This window comes from Methylobacterium jeotgali (assembly GCF_022179345.1).
GTDB classification, from domain to species: Bacteria; Pseudomonadota; Alphaproteobacteria; order Rhizobiales; family Beijerinckiaceae; genus Methylobacterium; species Methylobacterium jeotgali.
In genome coordinates this window covers 1-19,829 of record NZ_BPQR01000011.1, presented here as the reverse complement: position 1 = coordinate 19,829, position 19,829 = coordinate 1, and the positions used below count along the sequence as shown (strand labels likewise).

The window sequence follows — 19,829 nt, the reverse complement described above, 5'->3', positions numbered from 1 at the left end:
CGCCCGCGACGGCGCTGGCGCGGATCAGAACAGCGCCGGCATCGTGAACGAGTAGTCGATCTTGGCGCCGAACACGAACTGGTCTGGGCTGCCGAAGGGGCGGCGCACCAGCGGGCTGTCGGCGGAAGAGCCGATGATGCGGTTGTAGCCGGCGTAGCCCGTCACCGCCCAGCGCTCGTCGAAGGTGTAGGTGACGGCGCCGAGCACGCCGGCCGACGTGAAGCTGTCGGGGCGGAAGGCGGTGACACGGCCGTTCAGGAGCGCCTCGATCGGCAGGACGCCGAAGTAGCGGCGGGCGAAGGCGCCGTCGCCGAAGTTGAAGCGCGGGCCGATGGAGAAGCGCCAGCGGTCGAAGGGCTGGATGAAGTCGGCGCCGACGGAGCCGACGACACCGTGGTGACCGATGGTGCCGTGCCGGATCTCCGCGCGGACCCGCAGCCAGTCGACGGGGGTGAACTCTCCGAACACGCCAGGCTCCAGGGCGAAGCCGGCATCGCGGAAGCCGAACAGGTGCCGGCGGTCGTCGCCGTAGTAGCGGCCCGAGATGTAGCGGACGGTCGGCCCGATCCGGAACGTGCTCGTCTCGTAGAGCGCGAAGCTTAGGCCCTCGTCGGGCGTCGAGAAGCGCTCAGGCTCTCCGAGCTTCCGGATGCTGACTGAGGGAAAGCCGATGGCCGTGTAGTCCGAAGCGCCCGGATAGCGCGGCTGCGCCTTGATGTTCGCCGTCAGGGTCACGACCCAGATGTTCTGGTCGACCTGGGTGAAGACCGGCGCAGCGGCGGGCGTCGGCATGTCTGCGGCCCGGACGGCGGCCGTGCCGCCGGCCAGGGCGGCGACCGCCACGGCGGAGCGGGCGATCCGGGTGAACGTCTTGGCGAGTCGGGAGCGCAGCATGCCCGACATATGGACACAAACGCTTACGCTCTCACCCACCGAAGACGGTGAACGAATGGTTTCGAGGCGCGCTGTGTCGGCCGCGCAACGCGCGCCGCGCGCCGCTCCGAAGCGGCGCGCGGAGGAGGATTAGAAGTAGGACTTCAGCGTCCCGCGGCGGCGCACGTCGAGCGTGGCGCAGTGGAACGAGCCGCCGAACGGGCCGTAGGAGAGGAACGGCGCCGGGATCGGATCGAAGCCCCAGTCCTTCAGGGCCTTGATCAGGGTCGGCTGGCTCTGGTCGACGACGATCTTCTTCTCGTCGATGGCCAGCACGTTGATCGAGGTCCAGGGCGAGCACATCGAGATCTTGCTCATGAAGCCCGACACGGGGTCGGGGCGCGGCGCCACGAGCACATCCCACTTCTTGAGCACCGCCGGCAGGTTGTCGACGTCGACGTAGTCCGGGTTCACGAGCACCTTGCCCGGCGCCAGCGGCATGAAGGACGAGTCGATGTGCATCGGCTGCGGGCAGCGGCTCTCGATCTCGTGGATGCGGAAGCCGGGGCCGAGGTGGCGGCGCAGCCACTCGATGCCCATCAGGTTCGTGACGTTGGAGCGCGTCACGAACAGGTCGCGGCCGCAGCGCACGAAGTCGGCGGCGTCGAAGACCGGCTCGAACTCGTTGACCGTGAACTGCATGGGCTCGCCGGCCTTCAGGTTCGGCACCCGGTAGTCGTAGTTGTAGAGCTCGTCCGTGAGCTGTGGGCGCGGGGCGGAAGTCCACCGCGCCCCCCCGCGAAAATACTCCTTGAAGAGCGAGCGGTAGGCGTCGCCCTCGAAGTAGCGCGAGCGCCAGCACATCGGGCTCTCGATGATCTCGTCGCCGATGACGAGGTACGGGTCGCGGGGACAGGCGACGCAGAAGCCGCGCGACGACCAGCGCGGCGCCTTGAACTTCTTCGAGAAGTCGACCGAATCCGGCCGGCGCACCTTCACGCCCTCGCCGGCGAGGATGCTGATGAAGTTGTCGAGCTCCTGCTGCGCGAGCTTCTTCATGAACTTCGGGTACCGCCAGCCGCTGGCGAAGCGGTAGAAGGGCTGCGCGGCCCGCGGCAGGTTGAAGATCACCGTCAGGTGGTGGGTCGGGATGGTGGCACCGTCGAGGGAGCCGACGATGACCTCCTCCAGCGGGTCCCACTCGTTCCAGGCCATGACCGGGGACTGGGGCGCCGGATCGCGCGGCGCCGCCATGCCGCCGGAGATCATGCCGGCGTGAGCGTCGTCATACACGGCCTCCGTGGCCGTGATGGGTGATTCGCGATCCATGACGTGTCCCCTGGGTGACGGTGCGCGCAGCGTTCTGTTTGCCGGGTCAGCGCCCGCGACTGCTTTGGTCTGCGGTGTGTCTCCCGGGTGATAGACAACCGGGATCAAAGCTGCAACTTGCCCTGACGAACCCGCGCAACGCGGTGATTTATCGGAAGAAACCGGCTTTCGGTTTCGTGCCCCACAAAACCCTTCGACGGAATCGAAAGAGGGTCATGAAGCACCTGACCACCGTCGGTCTGATTGCCGGCCTTTGTACGGCGGCTTGGCTGTTCGTCTCGTCGGGCCTCGAGGATGTGGGCGCCGCGGTGCTGGCGGCCGGCTGGGGCACGCTGATCGTCGTGGTGGCCCGCGCGGTCGCGGTCGCCTGGGCGGGCTTCGGCTGGTTCGTGGTGTTCCCCAAGGAGGGGCGCCCGAGCCTCTCGACCTGCATCGACCTGCGCTACGTCCGCGAGGGCATCAACACGCTGCTTCCCGTCGCCACCGTCGGCGGCGACTTCATCGGTGCTCGGCTGCTGACGAAGCGCGGCGTCGCGGGCGGGCTCGCCGGCGCCAGCATGTTCGTCGACCTGATGACCCAGGCGGTGACGCAGCTCCTCTTCACCGTGGTCGGTCTCGCGGCCCTGGTGATGCTCGTCGGCGACGGTCCCGTCGCCCATGCCGTCGAGGGCGGCCTGGCGATCGCGGTGCCGGCCATCGCCGCCTTCTACCTCGTCCAGCGCCGCGCCGGGCACCGGCTGATCCAGGGCCTGCTCTCGCGCTTCGCCTCCGGCCGCGAATGGGCCGCCCTCGGCGCCGTCGAGGTGCTCTACGACAACCTGCGCCGCCTCTACGGCGCGCCGTCCCGCGTCGGCAGCGGCATCCTCGTCCACTTCATCGGCTGGATCATCGGCACGCTCGAGGTCTACGTCTGCCTGCACTTCATGGGCTACCCGGTCGGCTTCGCCGAGGCGCTGGTGATCGAGAGCCTCGCCCAGGCCGTGCGCGGCGCCGCCTTCGCGGTGCCCGGCGCCATCGGCGCGCAGGAGGGCGGTCTCATCGCCCTCTGCGGCCTGTTCGGCGTCCCGGCCGAGGCGGCGCTGGCGCTCTCGCTGGTGAAGCGCTGCGCGGACCTCGCGGTCGGCGTCCCGGGCCTGATCGCCTGGCACCGGGCCGAGGGCCGCCTGCGCAAGCAGGAGAGCAAGGCCCGCGGCCGTCTCCTCGGACGCCGTCTCCAGCCGGTGCTGCAGCCGGCGACGCTCGGTCCCTTCTACAGCTACGCGCCGCCGCGCAGCACCGCCTCCGTCGACGCCTTCGATGCGGGCGGGGGAGACCTCAAGAAGTGCGCCTGACCCCGGCCACGTCCGCTGCGCCCTTCTGCGGCGGACGTGGCAGGAACGTGACATGTCTGCACGTTTCCGGCGCCGAACGCTTCGCCGCCAAACCTACGCCTTGAACGAGCCCGACACCGGCCGCTCCGGAGTGATTCCCGCGCCGGCCCGACCACGAGACGCCTGACGCGCGATGCCCTCCATGGACCTGTACTGGCTCTCGGCGATCCTTCTGATCCTCGCGCTCGCGGGCTGCCTCTACGCGCTCGCCGCGGCGGCGCTCGCCGGCCGGGTCGCGGCGCGCCGGGCGCCGGCCCTGGCCGACGGCGCCGGGCGCCCCTCCGTCACGCTGCTCAAGCCCCTCTGCGGCATGGAGCCCGACCTGTTCGAGCACCTCTCGACCTTCTGCCGGCAGGACTACTCCGGAGAGGTCCAGATCGTGTTCGGCGTGCAGCGCCAAACCGATCCGGCGATCGGCATCGTGGAGCGCCTGCGCGAGACCTTTCCCGCCCTGCGCATCGATCTCGTCATCGACGGCCGCCAGCACGGCTCGAACCGCAAGGTCTCGAACCTGATCAACATGGCGGCGATGATCGAGCACGAGGTCGTGGTTCTGGCCGACAGCGACATGATCGTGCGGCCGGACTACCTGGAACGGATCGTCACCGAGCTGTCCGCGCCCGGCGTCGGCGGCGTCACCTGCCTCTATCACGGCGTGCCGGGCGGCCGCGGCGTCTTCGCCGAGCTGTCGGCGCTGGCCATCGACGCCCAGTTCCTGCCGAACGTGGTGATGGGCACGGCATTGAACCTCGCCAAGCCATGCTTCGGCTCGACCATCGCCTTCACCCACGCGGCGTTGACCGAGATCGGCGGCTTCGAGCGCTTCCGGGACGACCTCGCGGACGACTACGCCATCGGCGAGGCCCTGCGGGCGCGGGGCGAGGGCGGGCACCGCCTCAGCATCCCGAACTTCACGATCGGGCATGCCTGCGTCGACACCGAGCTCTCGGGCCTGTGGCGGCACGAGCTGCGCTGGAACCGCACCATCCGCAACGTCGACCCGGCGGGCTATGCCGGCTCGCTCGTCACCCACGCCTTCCCGCTGGCTTTGCTCGGCGCGCTCCTTCCCGGCGCGCCCGAGGCCGCCCCTGCCGTGGCGGCTTTGGCGCTCGCCTGCCGCATCGTGCTGTGCCTGCGCCTGGAGCGCCTGTTCGGTCTGGCGCCGCACGCCTACTGGCTGTTGCCGATTCGCGACATGCTGTCCTTCGCGAACTTCTCCTGGAGCTTCGTCTCGGGTGCGGTGACATGGAAAGGTCACGATTATCGCGTGGTTGCGGACGGCACGCTTATTCCCGAAGGAAACCTCAGCCGTGATGCTGAGGCGACCTCGGTCTGATCTTCGTCTGCTCTTCGCGCCACCCGCTCTGCACTGAGGCCTTGAACCCCATGCGCACGCTCTTCCTCCAGGCTCCCACCTTCGACGGCTTCGACGGCGGCGCCGGTTCGCGCTACCAGGCCAAGCGCGAGATCAAGTCGTTCTGGTATCCGACCTGGCTCGCCCAGCCGGCCGCCCTGGTGCCGAACTCGAAGCTCATCGACGCGCCGCCCCACAACATCAAGCTCGACGAGATCGTGGCCCAGGCCAATGATTTCGACCTCGTCGTGCTCCACACCTCGGTGCCGTCCTTCAAGTCGGACGTGAAGACGATCGAGGCCCTCAAGGCCGCCAACCCGAAGCTCATCGCCGGCCTCATCGGCGCGAAGGTCGCGGTCGACGCCGAGGGCTCGATGACCCAGGCGCCGGTGGTCGACTTCGTCGCCCGCAACGAGTTCGACTTCACCGTCAAGGAAGTCGCCGACGGCGTGCCGATGTCGGAGATCAAGGGCCTGTCCTATCGCGATGCCGCCGGCAACGTGGTCCATAACGAGGACCGCGAGATCATGACGGACATGGACAAGCTGCCCTTCGTCACGAGCGTCTACAAGCGCGACCTCGAGATGGAGAAGTACTTCATCGGCTACCTGAAGCACCCCTACATCTCGTTCTACTCCGGCCGCGGCTGCAAGAGCCGCTGCACCTTCTGCCTGTGGCCGCAGACGGTCGGCGGGCACACCTACCGCACGCGGTCGGTCGCGCACGTGATCGAAGAGATCAAGTACTGCATGAAGGAGTTCCCGCAGACGAAGGAGTTCTTCTTCGACGACGACACCTTCACCGACAACCTGCCCCGCGCCGAGGAGATCGCCCGCGAGCTGGGCAAGCTCGGCGTCACCTGGTCGTGCAACGCCAAGGCGAACGTGCCGCGGGAGACCCTCAAGGTCCTCAAGGACAACGGCCTGCGCCTCCTGCTCGTCGGCTACGAGTCCGGCAACCAGAAGATCCTGAACAACATCAAGAAGGGCATGCGCGTCGAGGTCGCCGAGAAGTTCACCAAGGACTGCCACGAGCTCGGCATCGCCATCCACGGCACCTTCATCGTCGGCCTGCCCGGCGAGACCAAGGAGACGATCCAGGAGACGATCGCCTTCGCCAAGCGCATCAACCCGCACACCATCCAGGTGTCGCTGGCCGCCCCCTATCCGGGCACCTTCCTCTACAAGCAGGCGGTCGAGAACGGTTGGCTCGACGTGGAGAACGCCGAGCTCGTCGACGAGAACGGCGTGCAGATCGCACCGCTCCACTACCCGCACCTCTCGCACTCGGAGATCTTCGCGGCGGTGGAGGAGTTCTACAAGAAGTTCTACTTCCGCGTGCCGAAGATCGCCTCGATCGTGAACGAGATGGTCCGCTCGCCCGACATGATGAAGCGGCGGCTCCGCGAGGGCGTCGAGTTCTGGCACTTCCTCCGCGAGCGCCAGGGCACGGCCAAGGCCGCCTGACGCCTCTGGTCGCAACGATCGGATCGGAACGGCCGGGCGCTCAGCCCGGCCGTTCTCGTTTCGGGAGACGGCGCCCTCGACAGGCCGCGCCCGCGCCGCGATACAGGACGCGCGACGGATCGGGTTCGCGCGACGCCCGCGAGGGCGCGGCCAGCGAGAGATGATCCGCCGCTCCGCTGTTCCTGACAGCCGCAAAGACTCTCCGGCGCCGGCCCTCGGGCAGCCGGGAACGGACCCTGCGGGCCTCGTGCTCCCGTCCGGTCCCCGCGGCGCCGGGGAGTGATCCAAGGGAGAACCGGCGTGCCAAGCACGACCCAACTCGTTCCGACGCTCCTGCTGCTCGTCGCGGCGGCCGTGCTGGTCGTCCTCGTCCGACGCCTGCGGCGAGGAGGCTGGAGCCAGACGATCTATTCCTGGCAGCAGGGCCTGCTCTACGTCGACGGCCGCTTCGCCGGGAGGCTCGCTCCGGGGCGGTACCGCGCCCTCGGCCGGCGGGATCGCCTCGTCGTCGCCCTGTCGCGGCTGCCGGTCTTCGAGACCCTCCACGCGGTCGAGGTGACGAGCGCGGACCGCCTCTCCTATCGCCTGTCGGCGACGGTCGTCTACGAGATCGTCGACCCGCAGACGGCACATGAGGGCGGCCACCGCGAGGCCGTGCGGGTCGCCGCTACGGACGCGCTCGTGCGGCTCGCCGCCGCGCGGACCGTCGAGGCGCTCCTCGACGAGCGCGCCAGCCTCGGACCATCGCTTCTCGCCCTGCTCGACCGGCCGGTCTGCGGCTGCCGCTTCGTCGAGGCGACGGTCGGCGGCGTGACCCTGCCGCCCGAGCTGCGCCGTCTCTTCGCCGAGACCGAGCGCGCCCGCCTCGAGGGCCGGGCGGCGCTGGAGCGGGCCCGCGGTGAGCAGGCGGCCCTGCGCTCGCTGGCGAACTCCGCCCGGATGCTCAAGGGCAACCCGGAACTGATGAACCTGCGCCTGCTCCAGAGCCTCTCGGCGTCCGGCGGCAAGGGCGCGACGCTCGTGATCGGCCGCGAGGCCTTCGCGACGTCGGGCATCGCCGAGCCGGCCGAGGAGCGGGATCCGTGAGCGCGACGGACCGGCGCCTCGTCGTCACCGCCGACGATTTCGGGCTGAGCCGCGAGGTCAACGAGGCCGTCGAGCAGGCCCATCGGGAGGGCATCCTGACGGCCGCGAGCCTGATGGTCTCGGCGCCCGCCGCAGCCGACGCCGTAGCGCGGGCGAGGCGGATGCCGGGCCTGCGGGTCGGGCTGCATCTCGTCCTGGTCGAGGCATGGCCGACGCTGCCCGCAGCGGCGCTTCCGGACCTGACGGACGGGCGCGGGCTGATGCGCTCCGACATGGAGCGGATGGGCCTCGACCTCGCCCTCAAGAGCGGCGCGCGGCGCCAGCTCGCCGCCGAGATCGAGGCGCAGTTCGAGGCCTACCGAGCGACGGGGCTGCCGCTCGATCACGTCAACGCCCACAAGCACTTCCACATCCACCCGCTGATCGCGGGTGCGGTGCTGCGGATCGGCCCGCGCTACGGGATGCGGGCGATCCGGGTGCCGCGAGAGCCGCGGGCCGTGCTGCGCCTCGCCGAACCGGGCTTCACGCCCCGACCCGCCCTCGACACCGCCCCATGGGCAGCGCTGCTCGCCGTGCGCGCGCGGCAGCTCGGCCTGCTCATCCCCGACCGGACTCTGGGACTCGCCTGGTCGGGCACGATGACGCCCGAGCGCGTCGCCGGCCTTCTCACGTATCTGCCGCCGGGCTTAAGCGAACTCTACACCCATCCCGCAACGGCCGGCGGCTTCCCCGGCGAGGCGCCCGGATACGCCTACGCCGCCGAGCGGGACGCCCTCATCGCACCCGCCGCCCGCGAGGCGGTCGCGCGAGGCGGCATCCGCAGCGGCGGCTTCTCGGACTTCCTCTGAGGCCGGGAGGGCCGAGGCCCTCCCGAGACCTTCATCGAGGCCTCAGGCGACCCTCTCCCGCGCCTTGGCGCCGAGGAGCGGGTCCTTGCCGGCGGCATCGCCCTCCGGCCGGTCGGCGTCGGGGCGCTTGGGCGGCGGGCCGAGGAAGGCCGGAACCACGAAGAACGCCGCCACCAGCGTGAAGAACAGCGACAGGGCGAGCAGCTTGCCCATGCTCGCGGTGCCGGGATGGCTCGACAGGACGAGCGAGCCGAAAGCGGTGCCGGTGGTCAGCGCCGAGAAGAAGATCGCCCGCGTCAGGCTGGAGGCCAGCATGTCCGCGACGCCGGCCCGCCACGCGATCACGTAGTAGATGTGGAAGGCCACGCCCACGGCGAGCATCAGCGGCAGGGCGATGATGTTGGCGAAGTTCAGAGGCATTCCGACGAGCGGCAGGCTCATCAGCGTCCACAGCGTCGCGAGCACCAGCGGCCCGAGCGTCATGGCGACGTCCCAGGGTTTGCGGAGCGCGACCGAGAGGATGATGAAGATCAGCACGAAGGCGGTGATGCCCGCCTGCATGAAGGCTCCGAGGATCGTGTAGCTCGACGAGGTCGTCGCCACCGGCGCGCCGGTCGCGTGCGGGGCCACCGTCTGCACCTCCTTGGCGAAGCTGCGCAGAACATCGTCGTCGTTGGAGTTGCCCTTCGGATGCACCTCCAGGCGGGCCTTCCCGTCCTTCGAGACCCACTCGGCCTTGAGCCGCTCGGGGATGGTGTCGAGCGTCACCTTCTTCGGATGCAGCAGCGCCTTCATCCCCTCGATGAGGCCCGGAAGGTCGGCGGTGAGCGCCTTCGTGGCCTCCACGCGCTTGGCCTCCGGGGCGGCCGCGAGCTTGTCGAGGGTGGCGGCGAGCGCGGTGGGATTCTTCGAGCCGCCGGCCACGTCGCGCAGGGCGCCCGCCGTCTGCTTGAGGGCCGCGACGTTCTCCTGGTCGCTCGGCGCGGGCTTGCGCTTCAGGTTCAGCACGGGATCGAGGATCTGCGCCGTCTCGGCGATGGCGGCGAGCTTCTCGTCCTGATCGCGGGGCATGTAGGTGTCGATGCTGTTCACGCTCGACACCGCCGGCAGCGCCAGGAGCTTCTTCGACAGCTCGGGGATCGCGTCGACCGAGGGCGCGATCACGTCGATGACGTTCGGGCTCGTCGCCGGGTCCTTGATCAGGTCGAGATAGGTGGCGATCGACTCGACCTTCGGGCTGCGCAGATGCATCGGGTTCGAATCGAAGGGCAGCTTCAGGAGAAGCGGCAGGCCGGCGAGCGTCACGAGCCCGACGGCGATCAGCACGCCCTTGCGGTTGCGCAGGATCCACGGGTCGACTCCGGCGAGCCACGCCGTCTCGACGGCGCGCTTCTCGCCCCGCGGGTTGAAGACGGCGATCAGCGCCGGCAGCAGCGTCAGCGCGAAGAGATAGGCCACGATCATGCCGACGCCGGCGATGAGGCCGAGCTCGGAGACGCCGCGGAAGGCCGTCGGCAGGAAGGCAAAGAAGCCGGCGAGCAGCGAGATCGCGGCAAGGGTCAGCGACCAGCCGACGCCCCGCGCGGCTGCGCGCAGCGCCGAGTAGATGTCCGGCTGCTCGTAGCGGTCGGCCCGGTAGCGCACCGCGAACTGGATGCCGAAATCGATGCCGAGCCCGACGAACAGCGCCGCGAAGGCCACCGAGATCGGGTTCAGCTCGCCCACCATCAGCAGGCCGAGCGCCGCGGTGACGACGAGCCCGGCGAAGGTGGTGATCATCACCGAGAGCACGAGCGGCGGCGAGCGCAGCGCCAGCCACAGGAACAGCAGGATGGCGCCGACCGTGACCGAGTTGTTGAGGAAGGCGTCGTCCGACAGGGTCGCGAACTCGTCGTCCGCCACCGCGACCGGGCCGGTCAGCCGCATGCGCAGCCCGTTCGCCTCGGTGATGCCGGCGTCCTTGGCGACGTTGCGGATCAGCTTCGTCGCCGTGTAGCCGGGCTGCAGGGCGTTGAAGTCCAGCACCGGCTGGATCATCACGAACTTGCGCAGGTCGGTGCTGCGCACCTCGCCTCCCGAGAGCAGGAGCTGCCAGGAGAGGCGCGCTGGCTTGTCGGCGAGCACCGCGTTGAGCGTCTTGTCGAACTCGCCCATCGGCTTCTCGAGGTCCGAGAGCTGGGCGTCGCCGCTCTTCACCCCCTGCGCGCCCATGGCGAGCACGCGCATCACGCCGCGCAGCGAGGGGTCCTGGGCCAGGGCGCCGAGCAGGCCCTGCTGCTCCACGAGCTGCTCCAGCGTCTTGTCGAGTTCGGGCTTCGACATCAGCAGGAAGCCGTGCTGCTGGAAGAAGGGGCCGCCATCGGGCCGGTAGACCGACTCGATCAGGTTCTTGTGGACGGCGATCGAGGTCGCGAACTTCTGCGCCGCCTCCTCCGTCTCCTCGGGCGTCTGCCCGTCGATCACCGCGACGATGGCGTTGCTGCGCTGAGGGAAGGACTGCTCGAAGGCGATCTCGTCCTGCCGCCAGGGCTCCTTCGGATCGATCAGGCGCTCGACATCGGTGTTGATGCGGAAGAGATGCGCGGCGACCCCCACGGACGCGGCGGTGAGGAGCGCGACGACGACGATGACGGCCCAGCGCTGACGGACGGAGAACGCGACGAGTCGTTCGATCACGGGTATCCTACCTCCTCGAGCCGCCGACCCGGGGATGGCGGCCCCGCGAGTGTGGGGCGGGGACGGCAAGATCCCCATCGGGCACCCCGCGGCGAAGCCCGGTCGGGGGCGACGCGAACGCCACGAGCCCGGCGCCGGTCCCAGGAGGGAACCGACCGGGTGGCGATGCGGCACTGCGCAAGCTGTCCGCGGGCGAATTCGGCTGCGCTGCTCAGTAAAGGGCCGGGCACGCGATTGCAACGCGGCCCTCGAAGCGGTGCATCCGCGCGAGACGACGTGTGTTTTCGCACCGCAGCACGGTTCACCGCCAGCCCGGTTCGTGCTTGAGATCGTGCGGATATCGAGCTGTGCAGCGCGCTTCGCCCGAAACGCGACGCAATTGCCCGGCAGGAGCGACGCAACCCGGCGCAGGGCCTCTGTGGCACGCTTGCGTCTACCCTCGCAAACCCGGTTCGCGAAGAGGCCGCTCGGCCGATTTTGCGAGCGTTTCCAATCTACATCGCTGGAAGTCGAGGCTTTTTCGCGTTAAGCAGCCCGGCTATCCGAGGCCAAGAACAAGGAGCCGCGTCTTGGGAATCCCTCTCCGGTACGTCGCGAAGATCGGCGGTTACATCCTCAAGCAGCACCTCACGGGGCGCAAGCGCTACCCGCTGGTGATGATGATGGAGCCCCTCTTCCGCTGCAACCTGGCCTGCGCCGGCTGCGGCAAGATCGACTATCCGGATGAGATCCTGAACAAGCGGCTGCCGGTGGCCGACGCGCTCGAATCCGTGCGCGAGTGCGGCGCGCCCGTGGTGGTGATCGCCGGCGGCGAGCCGCTTCTCCACAAGGATCTGCCGCAGATCGTCGAGGGCATCATCGCGCAGAAGAAGTTCGCGATCGTGTGCACGAACGCGCTGCTGCTCGCCAAGAAGATCAAGGAGTACAAGCCGAGCCCGTACTTCACCTGGTCGATCCATCTCGATGGCGACGAGGAGATGCACGACAAGTCGGTCTGCCAGCGCGGCGTCTACGACAAGGCCGTCGCGGCGATCAAGCTCGCCAAGGAGATGGGCTTCCGGGTCACCATCAACTGCACGTTCTTCAACAACTCCTCGGCTGACAAGATCGCGGACTTCTTCGACAGCGTGACCCGCATGGGCATCGACGGCATCACCGTCTCGCCCGGCTACGCCTATGAGCGCGCGCCCGACCAGCAGCACTTCCTCAACCGCAAGGCCACGAAGGAGCTGTTCCGCGGCGTCTTCCGCCACGGCAAGGAGAAGGGCCGCGAGAAGTGGACCTTCCAGCAGTCGGGCCTGTTCCTCGACTTCCTGGCCGGCAACCAGACCTACCACTGCACCCCCTGGGGCAACCCGACCCGCACCGTGTTCGGCTGGCAGAAGCCCTGCTACCTGCTCGGCGAGGGCTACGCGGCCACCTTCAAGGAGCTGATGGAGGAGACCGACTGGAACGCCTACGGTACCGGTAACTACGAGAAGTGCGCCGACTGCATGGTCCACTCGGGCTACGAGGCGTCCTCGGTGGTCGATTCCGTGAGGAAGCCCTGGAAGCCTGTCATCCACGCGCTCCGCGGCATCAGGACCGAAGGCGAGATGGCTCCCGAGGTCAGCCTGGAGAACCAGCGCCCGGCCGAGTTCGTGTTCTCGCGCAACGTCGCCCAGAAGCTCTCCGAGATCAAAGCGGCGGGCGTCGACACCAAGCAGGAAGCCCGCAAGCGCACCGCCGCCTGACGCGGCCGCTCCGAGGCATCGAGAGGCCCGTGCCGCAGCCGCGGCGCGGGCCTCTTTCATGGGCGGGGAGTCAGGGCCGCTCGGGAATGCCGAGGCCGGGGCCGAGCGCGTCGCAGCACCGCTTCAAGGCGGCGAAGGCGGCGCCCGAGTCCCGCGCGAGGCCGACGAGCTCGCCGACCCTGGCCCGGCCGCGCAGCAGCGCGGCGAGAACCGCGAGGATGTCCGGCTCGCCGTTCGGCTTCAGGGCCTGCGCCGCAAAGGCCGGCAGCGCCCGCTGTGCCGGGTCGCAGACCACCCGCAGGGCCGCGAAGGGCAGGCCGTGCCGGGCGGCGAAGGCGGCGGCGACGTGCGACTCCATGTCGGCCGCCGCCGCGCCGGTGCGCTCCCTCAGCGCGGCCTTGGCCTCGCAGCTCATCACCGCCGCGTCGACGCCGGCCAGCGCGGCGATGCCGGCCCCGGCGAGCCGCGCCCGCAGCCCCTCGGCGAGAGCCGGATCGGCGGGATAGCGGGCGTCGGCGGCGACGATCGTGTCCGCGACGATCACGTCGCCCGGCATCAGCACGGGGTCGAGGCCGCCGGCGATGCCGATGCTCAGCACCGCGCGGCATCCCGGCCCGGCCCGCATGTCGAGCAGGGCCCGAAGGCGGGCGGGGTTTCCCCCTGCGCCGACCGTCTCGACACCGGGCCGCACGGCGAGGCGCGCCTCCTTGGCGAGGCCCGTGACGGCCAGGACCGGCGCGATGCCGAGACCGCGCCGAAGGTCATCTCCGATGGGCATGACCGTCCTCGACTCAAGCGATGACATGAAAAGACCCGCGCGCTTCGAAGCGCGCGGGTCCTCGTAGCGGCAAGCCTTCGCCCGGCTCACATGCCGTAGGCGACCTTGCCGGTGTTGCTCTTCTTCAGGTTGCGGTAGCGCGCCATGGCCCAGAGCGGGAAGAACTTCGGGTAGCCGTGGTAGCGCAGGTAGAACACCCGCGGGAAGCCTGTGGCCGTGTAGCGCTCCTCGTTCCAGAAGCCGTCCGTCCCCTGCGTGCGGCACAGGTAGTTGATGCCGCGCGTCACCGCGGGGTCGTCGGTCTCGCCGGCTGCCATCAGCGCCAGAAGGGCCCAGGCGGTCTGCGAGGCGGTGCTGTAGCCGGCCTCGAAGGCGGGGTTGATCTTGTAGCTGGAGGCGTCCTCGCCCCAGCCGCCATCCGGGTTCTGGATTCCGACGAGCCACTTCACGGCGCGGCGCATCTCGGGCGCGTTGCGGTCGACACCGGCCGCGTTCAGCGCGCACAGAACGGACCAGGTGCCGTAGATGAAGTTCATCCCCCAGCGGCCGTACCAGCTCCCGTCCGCCTCCTGCTCCTTGAGCAGGTACTCGACGCCCCGGTCCAGCGCCTTCGAGGTCTCGCGGGTCTCGCCGAGCTGCGAGAGCATGGAGACGACGCGAGCGGTCACGTCCGCGGTCGGCGGATCGAGCAGCGCGCCGTGATCCGAGAACGGGATGTGGTTGAGGTACATGTGGTTGTTGTCGGCATCGAAAGCCGCCCAGCCGCCATCCTTCGACTGCAGACCCTCGACCCACTCCCGCGCGCGGGCGATGGAGGCCTTGTAGTCGGGCATGCCGGCGACGAGCCCGTGCTGGCGCATGGCACGGTCCATCGCCATCACCACCACGGCCGTGTCGTCGAGATCGGGATAGTGGGCGTTGCCGTACTGGAAGGCCCAGCCGCCCGGCCGCACGTCGGGCTTGGCCGCCGCCCAGTCGCCCTTGATGTCGAGCACCTGGCGGGGGACCAGCCAGTCGAGGCCGGCGCGGGCCTGACCCTCGGCGTCGAGGCCGCCCGACTCGAGGAGCGCGTGGCTGGCGAGGGCCGTGTCCCACACCGGAGACACGCAGGGCTGCACGTAGGCCTCGTGCTCCTTGATGACGACGAGCTTCTCGATGGCCTCGCAGGCGATGCGCACCTGCGGGTGGTCGGCGGAGTAGCCCATCACCTCGTACATCAGCACCGAGTTGACCATGGCCGGGAAGATGGCGCCGAGGCCGTCCTCGCCGTTGAGGCGCTCGCTCACCCAGGCGCGCGCCTTCTCCATCGCCCGCTGACGGGGACGCTTCGGGAAATAGTTCTCGGTCCTGTGGAGAACGCGGTCGATGGCACCGAAGATCGGCGTCCACGGCCAGGTCGCGTGCGGGCTGCCGGGCCAGTCGGTGACGTGCTCGGGCGGCTTCACGAAGAGCTCCTGCACGCCGATGCCGCGCGGGTTCTTCGCCCGCGGCTTCGTCGCCTGGAGCACGAAGAGCGGCACCATCACGCAGCGCGCCCAGTAGCTGACCTTGTCGAGGTGGAACGGGAACCACTTCGGCAGGAACATCACCTCGACGGGCATCACCGGCACCGCGCGCCACGGCACCTCGCCGTAGAGGGCGAGCATGAAGCGGGTGAAGACGTTGGCGTTGGCCGCGCCGCCGCGGGAGAGGATCGCCTCGCGGGCCCGGCGCATGTGCGGCGCCTCGATGTCCTCGCCGATCATCTTGAGCGCGAAGTAGGCCTTCACGCTGGCGCTCATGTCGAAGGGCCCGTCATGCACGAGGGCCCAGCCGCCGTGCTTGCCCTGGGTGCGGCGCAGGTAGTTGCCGATCTTGGCCTCGACGCCGGGCTGAGGCTGGCTGTCGCGAAACTGGTGGAAGAGCACGTACTCGGAGGGAATCGTCGCGTCCGCCTCGAGCTCGAAGCAGATGTGCCCGTCCGCGTGGGCGAGGTTGGTGAGGGCTCGGGTGGCGCTCGCCACGCTCCGCTCGACGGCGTCGACGGAGATCGCCTGCGTCTTCGGGCGCTGCAGCGCCTCCACCCTGTTCACGGCCTCTCGCATGTGTCCTTTCCTTGCCTGTCGGCGTCCCTTTGCCTCAGGCGGCGCCCCGCGCCCGTGCGTTGTCGCACCCCAGCGCCGCAGCGGCCTGCTTGCCCGAGCGGATCGCCCCCTCGATGGTCGAAGGCAGCCCCGTCGCGGTCCAGTCTCCGGCCAGGACGAGGTTGTCCCAGGCGGTCGACGGCCCGGATCGGCGCGCGGCCTCGGCGGGCGTCGCCGCGAAGGTCGCCCGCTTCTCCTTGACGATCTGCCAGCTTGGCAGTGCGGGAGCAAGGTTGTGCAGCGCGGCGATCTCCGCCCAGATGTGCTGGGCGAGCTCCTCGCGGGGCGTGTCGAGCAGCCTGTCTGCGTTGCTGATGGTCACGGAGAAGCGGTCCGGATAGGCGAAGAGCCATTCCGTCAGGCCATTCACCACGCCGAGATAAAGCGCCGCGCCCGCGGGCGGCGGCACCGCGAAATGCGCGTTCACGATCGACCGGAACTCCTGCGGCGCAGCCAAGCCCTGCAGCATGTCCGAGGCGACCCAGGGGGGGAGAGCGAGGACGACGCGGTCCTCCGCCGAGAGCGCCAACGGCCCATCCGAGAATTCGAGGCTCTCCACCCGCTTCGATCCGAGCGTGACACTCCGCAACCGCGTGCCGAAGCGGACCTCGGCGCCTTGGCGCTCCAGATAGGCCAGCGCCGGGTCGACGAAGGCGGTCGAGAGGCCGTTCACCGCGATGAGCGGACGGCAGGCCCTGCCACCTGCCCCGAGGGTCTCGCGCAGGATCGTCGCCGCGAGCCCGGCATCACTGTCGCGAGGCTCGGTGTTGAGGGCGGCGAGCAGCACCGGGTGCCAGAGGCGCTCGTAGAGCGTCCCGTCGCAGGCCATGGCCTCGCCGATGGTCCGGCCGGCGGGCGCGCGCAGGATGCCGAGCGGCGCGAGGTAGTCGCTCGCCTTCGTGCCCGGCACCCGGCGGTCCGAGACGAGAACCCACCAGGGCAGCCGGCCCGCGTTCGGCCGCAGCCGCCAGCGCTCCCCCGTAGCGAGATCGGCGAAATCGAATACCGCCTCGTCGGGGCCGGTGAGCGCGTCGGCCGGCGCCCCGATCTGCTTCAGGAAGCCGAGCGCGTCGGTGTTGCCGGACAGCAGCAGGTGGTTGCCGTTGTCGATCGTCAGCCCGAGCGTCGAATCGAAGTAGGAGCGGCAGCGCCCGCCCGCCTGACGCGCGGCCTCGTGCAGCACGACCCGCTCGCCGCGCCCGGCGAGCGCGACGGCGGCCGAGAGGCCCGCGAGCCCCGCTCCGACGACGTGGACCGTGCCCATCAGACGATCCCGTGCCTCAGGGCGACCCAGAGCAGGGCCGGCTTGCCGGGCTTCACCCGTGCGCGGGGCATCTCCCAGCCCCGCCGCAGCACCGCATCGAGGTAGAGCCGATAGGCGGCGGCCATCAGGCGGGCGGCCTTGGTGGCCTTGCGGGGCGAGCGGGCGATGATCGCCCAGGTCGCGTCGTAATGGGCCTGCGCCTCCGCCGCGACCGCCCGGCAGACCTCGCCGATGCGCGGATGCCGGATCGCCTCGTCCGGCGTCGGATGGGCGAGCCCGATGCCGGCGAGCTTCTCCCGCGGCAGGTAGAGGCGGCCACGCCCGGCATCCTCGTCGATGTCGCGCAGGATGTTGGTGAGTTGCAGTGCCCGGCCCTGGTGATGGGCGAGCTTGATCCCGTCCGCCTCCGGCATGCCGAAGATGCGCACCGACAGGCGGCCGACGGCGCTCGCCACCCGATCGCAATAGAGGTCGAGGGTCGCCTCGTCGGGCGCCACGATGTCCTCGGCGGCGTCCATCGCCATGCCGTCGATGACGGCCTGGAAGTCCTCGCGCTTGAGACCGTACTGCGCCACCGGTCCGACGAGATCGCGCACGCGGGCCGGCGGACGGCCGGCGTAGAGCGCGTCGATGTCGGCCCGCCAGCGCTCCAGCTCGGCCGCGCGGACGTCCCGCGGACCGCCGTCGTCGGCCACGTCGTCCACGGCGCGGCAGAAAGCGTAGACCGCGTACATCGCCTCGCGCCGCGACTTCGGGAGGAGTCGCATGGCGGTGTAGAAGGACGAGCCTGCCGCCGGCAGGTTCGCCTCGGGCGTCGGCTGCGGCGAGGGATCGGTCATGGCGCCGGCGCTCATTGCGCGGCTCCGGCGCGGGAGCGGAAGGGGCGACGGACGAGGGTCGAAAGCACGCCGCCGAGCGCCGTCAGGGCGAAGGCGGCCTTGCCGTGATGGACCTTCTCGCTCAGCGGGTCGCGCTCCAGCAGCCCGCGTGTCAGGACGACGGCGAGGCGATGGATCGCGGCGATCTCGAGAGAGAGGCGCAGGTCGTCGATGAGGCCGGGCAGCCCCTTGCCATCGTCGAGGAGCGCGAGCGTACGCTCCGCCAATTCCCGGAACACGGCGCGCAGCTCCGGGCTCGCCCGCTCGGCGCCGAGCATCTCGACGGTCGCGCCATGTCGGGCGAGGGTCTCGGCCGGGATGTAGACCCGGTCGAGGGTGCGAAAGTCCTTGCCGCAGTCCTGAAGGTGGTTGAGCACCTGAAGCGCCGCGCAAATCGCGTCCGACGACGCCCAGACCCGCGACGGGTCCTCGCCGTGCACGTCGAGGACGAAGCGGCCGACCGGCATCGCCGAGTAGCGGCAATAGTGGATCAACTCGTCCCAGTCGGCGTAGCGGCTCTTGCGCGCGTCCATGCGGAAGGCGTCGAGGAGTTCGAGCGCGTGGGTCGGCGGCAGGCCGCGGGCGTCGAGCTCCCGCCGGAGGGGCTCGACCGACGGATCGGTGCCGCCCTTGCCGGTGAGCGCGTCGGCGAGCGCGTCGAGCATCTCGATCTTGCGCTCGGGCGAGAGACCTGCATGGTCGGCCACGTCGTCGCCCGCGCGCACGTAGTTGTAGAAGGCGAGGATGGCGCCGCGGTTGCGCGGATGGATAAGGTGCGAGGCGACGGGGAAGTTCTCGTCGTGCTGGCCCTTGCCCGTGCGGGCGTCCGTCGCGGTCTGGAGGCCGGCGCTCATCGCAGGTATCCGGCGTCGCGGAACCACTTGATCGCGTCGGACAGGCCCTCGCGATAGGGCCGGGCGCCGTAGCCGAGCTCGGCCCGCGCCTTGGCATCGGAGAAGAACATCCGGTAGCGCGACATGCGGATGCCGTCGATGGTCGCGAAGGGCGCCTTGCCGGTGACGCGGGCGATCTGCTCGGAAACGAAGGCGATCGGGTAGACCACCGCGCGGGGCAGGTTCACCGTCGGCGGCTTGCGTCCCACTATGCCCGCGATATCAGCGAGCATCTGCGAGAGCAGCACGTTCTCGCCGCCGAGGATGTACTTCTCCCCGACGCGGCCCTTGTTCAGGGCGAGCAGGTGCCCGCCCGCCACATCGTCCACGTGGGCGAGGTTGAGGCCGGTGTCCACGAAGGCCGGCATCCGGCCCATCGCAGCCTCCTGGATGATGCGGCCGGTCGGCGTGGGCTTCACGTCGCGGGGGCCGATCGGGGTCGACGGGTTGACGATGACGGCGGGCAGGCCATCCCGCGCGACCATCTCCTCGACCACGCGCTCGGCCACGACCTTGCTGCGCTTGTAGGCGCCGATGGCGGTCTCCGGCGTCAGGGGGCGCGTCTCGTCGGCGGGGGTGCCGTCGTCGTGCGGCTTGATGGTCGCGACGCTCGACGTGTAGACGATCCGCTCGACGCCAGCCTTCAGCGCCGCCTCCATCAGGACGCGGGTGCCGTCCCGGTTCGTACGGACGATCTCCTCCATATCCGGCGCCCAGAGGCGGTAGTCGGCCGCTGCATGGACGAGGTAGCGCTGGCCGCGCATCGCCGCGGCGACGGCGGCGGGGTCGCGCATGTCGCCTTCAGTGATCTCGACATCCGTCCAGGTGAGGTTTCGACGGGGGCTCGTCGCCCGCACGAGGATGCGCACGGGGAAGCCGGCCTGCCGGAACACGTCGACCAGCGCCGGGCCGAGGAAGCCGCTCGCGCCGGTGATCAGCACGGGGCCGGGCTCGGCCGGGCCTCGCGGGTTCGCCTCTGCCATCACGCTCTGTTCGTCACGGAAGGATGGGCGCCGGCCCCGGACGGATCGGCGCGCTCACGCCGCGCGCTTCTGTCATCGAAACGCGCGGCGGACAAGCTCGGCTCAGGCGAGGCGCAGGCGCCCGGCCTTGCCGCTCTCATTCGCGGGCAGCACCTGCTTCACGGTGTCGACGATG

Annotated in this window: 15 protein-coding genes; 6 read left to right on the top strand and 9 right to left on the bottom strand. The window is 70.0% G+C overall.

What is annotated here, in order from left to right; translation table 11 throughout:
- Positions 1 to 24: 24 nt before the first annotated feature.
- Positions 25 to 894, bottom strand: a complete 870-nt coding sequence (locus MFF04_RS03590) for a MipA/OmpV family protein (protein WP_306308045.1) — start codon at positions 892 to 894, stop codon at positions 25 to 27.
- Between the two features lie 129 nt (positions 895 to 1,023).
- Positions 1,024 to 2,202, bottom strand: a complete 1,179-nt coding sequence (locus MFF04_RS03585; protein WP_238274096.1) for an amidinotransferase — start codon at positions 2,200 to 2,202, stop codon at positions 1,024 to 1,026.
- 215 nt (positions 2,203 to 2,417) lie between these two features.
- Here MFF04_RS03585 and MFF04_RS03580 point away from each other — a divergent pair, with 215 nt between their 5' ends.
- The 5 genes from MFF04_RS03580 to hpnK all read left to right on the top strand — a co-directional run bounded on the left by MFF04_RS03580 (position 2,418) and on the right by hpnK (position 8,326).
- Positions 2,418 to 3,533, top strand: coding sequence for a lysylphosphatidylglycerol synthase domain-containing protein (locus MFF04_RS03580; RefSeq protein WP_238274095.1), 1,116 nt, complete (start codon positions 2,418 to 2,420; stop codon positions 3,531 to 3,533).
- A gap of 181 nt (positions 3,534 to 3,714) precedes the next feature.
- The gene (gene hpnI, locus MFF04_RS03575; protein ID WP_238274094.1) at positions 3,715 to 4,908 is read left to right on the top strand and encodes a bacteriohopanetetrol glucosamine biosynthesis glycosyltransferase HpnI; all 1,194 of its coding nucleotides are present in this window, start codon (positions 3,715 to 3,717) and stop codon (positions 4,906 to 4,908) included.
- Between the two features lie 50 nt (positions 4,909 to 4,958).
- Positions 4,959 to 6,392: a hopanoid biosynthesis associated radical SAM protein HpnJ gene (gene hpnJ / locus MFF04_RS03570; protein WP_238274093.1), complete on the top strand. Its 1,434-nt coding sequence runs from the start codon at positions 4,959 to 4,961 to the stop codon at positions 6,390 to 6,392.
- A gap of 300 nt (positions 6,393 to 6,692) precedes the next feature.
- Complete coding sequence (locus tag MFF04_RS03565) at positions 6,693 to 7,478, top strand: SPFH domain-containing protein (RefSeq protein ID WP_238274092.1); 786 nt, start codon at positions 6,693 to 6,695, stop codon at positions 7,476 to 7,478.
- Entirely contained in the window at positions 7,475 to 8,326 is an 852-nt protein-coding gene (hpnK, locus tag MFF04_RS03560; RefSeq protein WP_238274091.1) for a hopanoid biosynthesis-associated protein HpnK, read from the top strand. The genes MFF04_RS03565 and hpnK overlap by 4 nt, the downstream gene beginning before the upstream one ends.
- Positions 8,327 to 8,368: 42 nt before the next feature.
- On the opposite strand, the gene MFF04_RS03555 is transcribed toward hpnK, so the two are convergent.
- Positions 8,369 to 11,002, bottom strand: coding sequence for an MMPL family transporter (locus MFF04_RS03555; RefSeq protein ID WP_238274090.1), 2,634 nt, complete (start codon positions 11,000 to 11,002; stop codon positions 8,369 to 8,371).
- A 569-nt stretch (positions 11,003 to 11,571) separates the two neighbouring features.
- Between MFF04_RS03555 and hpnH the strand changes: the two genes are divergently transcribed.
- Positions 11,572 to 12,735 (top strand): adenosyl-hopene transferase HpnH, encoded by a 1,164-nt coding sequence (gene hpnH, locus MFF04_RS03550; protein WP_238274089.1) that lies wholly within the window; start codon positions 11,572 to 11,574, stop codon positions 12,733 to 12,735.
- A gap of 70 nt (positions 12,736 to 12,805) precedes the next feature.
- Here the strand turns inward: hpnH and MFF04_RS03545 are convergent, their stop codons facing one another.
- The 6 genes from MFF04_RS03545 to hpnA form a co-directional block, all read right to left on the bottom strand.
- A complete protein-coding gene (locus tag MFF04_RS03545) occupies positions 12,806 to 13,513 on the bottom strand; it encodes a phosphorylase family protein (protein WP_238274088.1) in 708 nt (235 codons plus the stop codon).
- A gap of 86 nt (positions 13,514 to 13,599) precedes the next feature.
- Positions 13,600 to 15,597, bottom strand: coding sequence for a squalene--hopene cyclase (shc, locus tag MFF04_RS03540; protein WP_238274087.1), 1,998 nt, complete (start codon positions 15,595 to 15,597; stop codon positions 13,600 to 13,602).
- Positions 15,598 to 15,631: 34 nt separating this feature from the next.
- Positions 15,632 to 16,903 carry a hydroxysqualene dehydroxylase HpnE gene (hpnE, locus tag MFF04_RS03535; RefSeq protein ID WP_238274178.1) on the bottom strand — a complete coding sequence of 424 codons (1,272 nt, stop codon included), beginning with the start codon at positions 16,901 to 16,903 and terminating at the stop codon, positions 15,632 to 15,634.
- On the bottom strand, positions 16,900 to 17,754 hold the full coding sequence (gene hpnD, locus MFF04_RS03530; RefSeq protein WP_238274086.1) for a presqualene diphosphate synthase HpnD: 855 nt from the start codon (positions 17,752 to 17,754) through the stop codon (positions 16,900 to 16,902). Before hpnD ends, hpnE begins: the two co-directional genes overlap by 4 nt.
- Positions 17,751 to 18,632, bottom strand: coding sequence for a squalene synthase HpnC (gene hpnC, locus MFF04_RS03525; RefSeq protein WP_238274085.1), 882 nt, complete (start codon positions 18,630 to 18,632; stop codon positions 17,751 to 17,753). Before hpnC ends, hpnD begins: the two co-directional genes overlap by 4 nt.
- Positions 18,629 to 19,654, bottom strand: coding sequence for a hopanoid-associated sugar epimerase (hpnA, locus tag MFF04_RS03520; protein WP_238274084.1), 1,026 nt, complete (start codon positions 19,652 to 19,654; stop codon positions 18,629 to 18,631). Before hpnA ends, hpnC begins: the two co-directional genes overlap by 4 nt.
- Between the last annotated feature and the right edge of the window lie 175 nt (positions 19,655 to 19,829).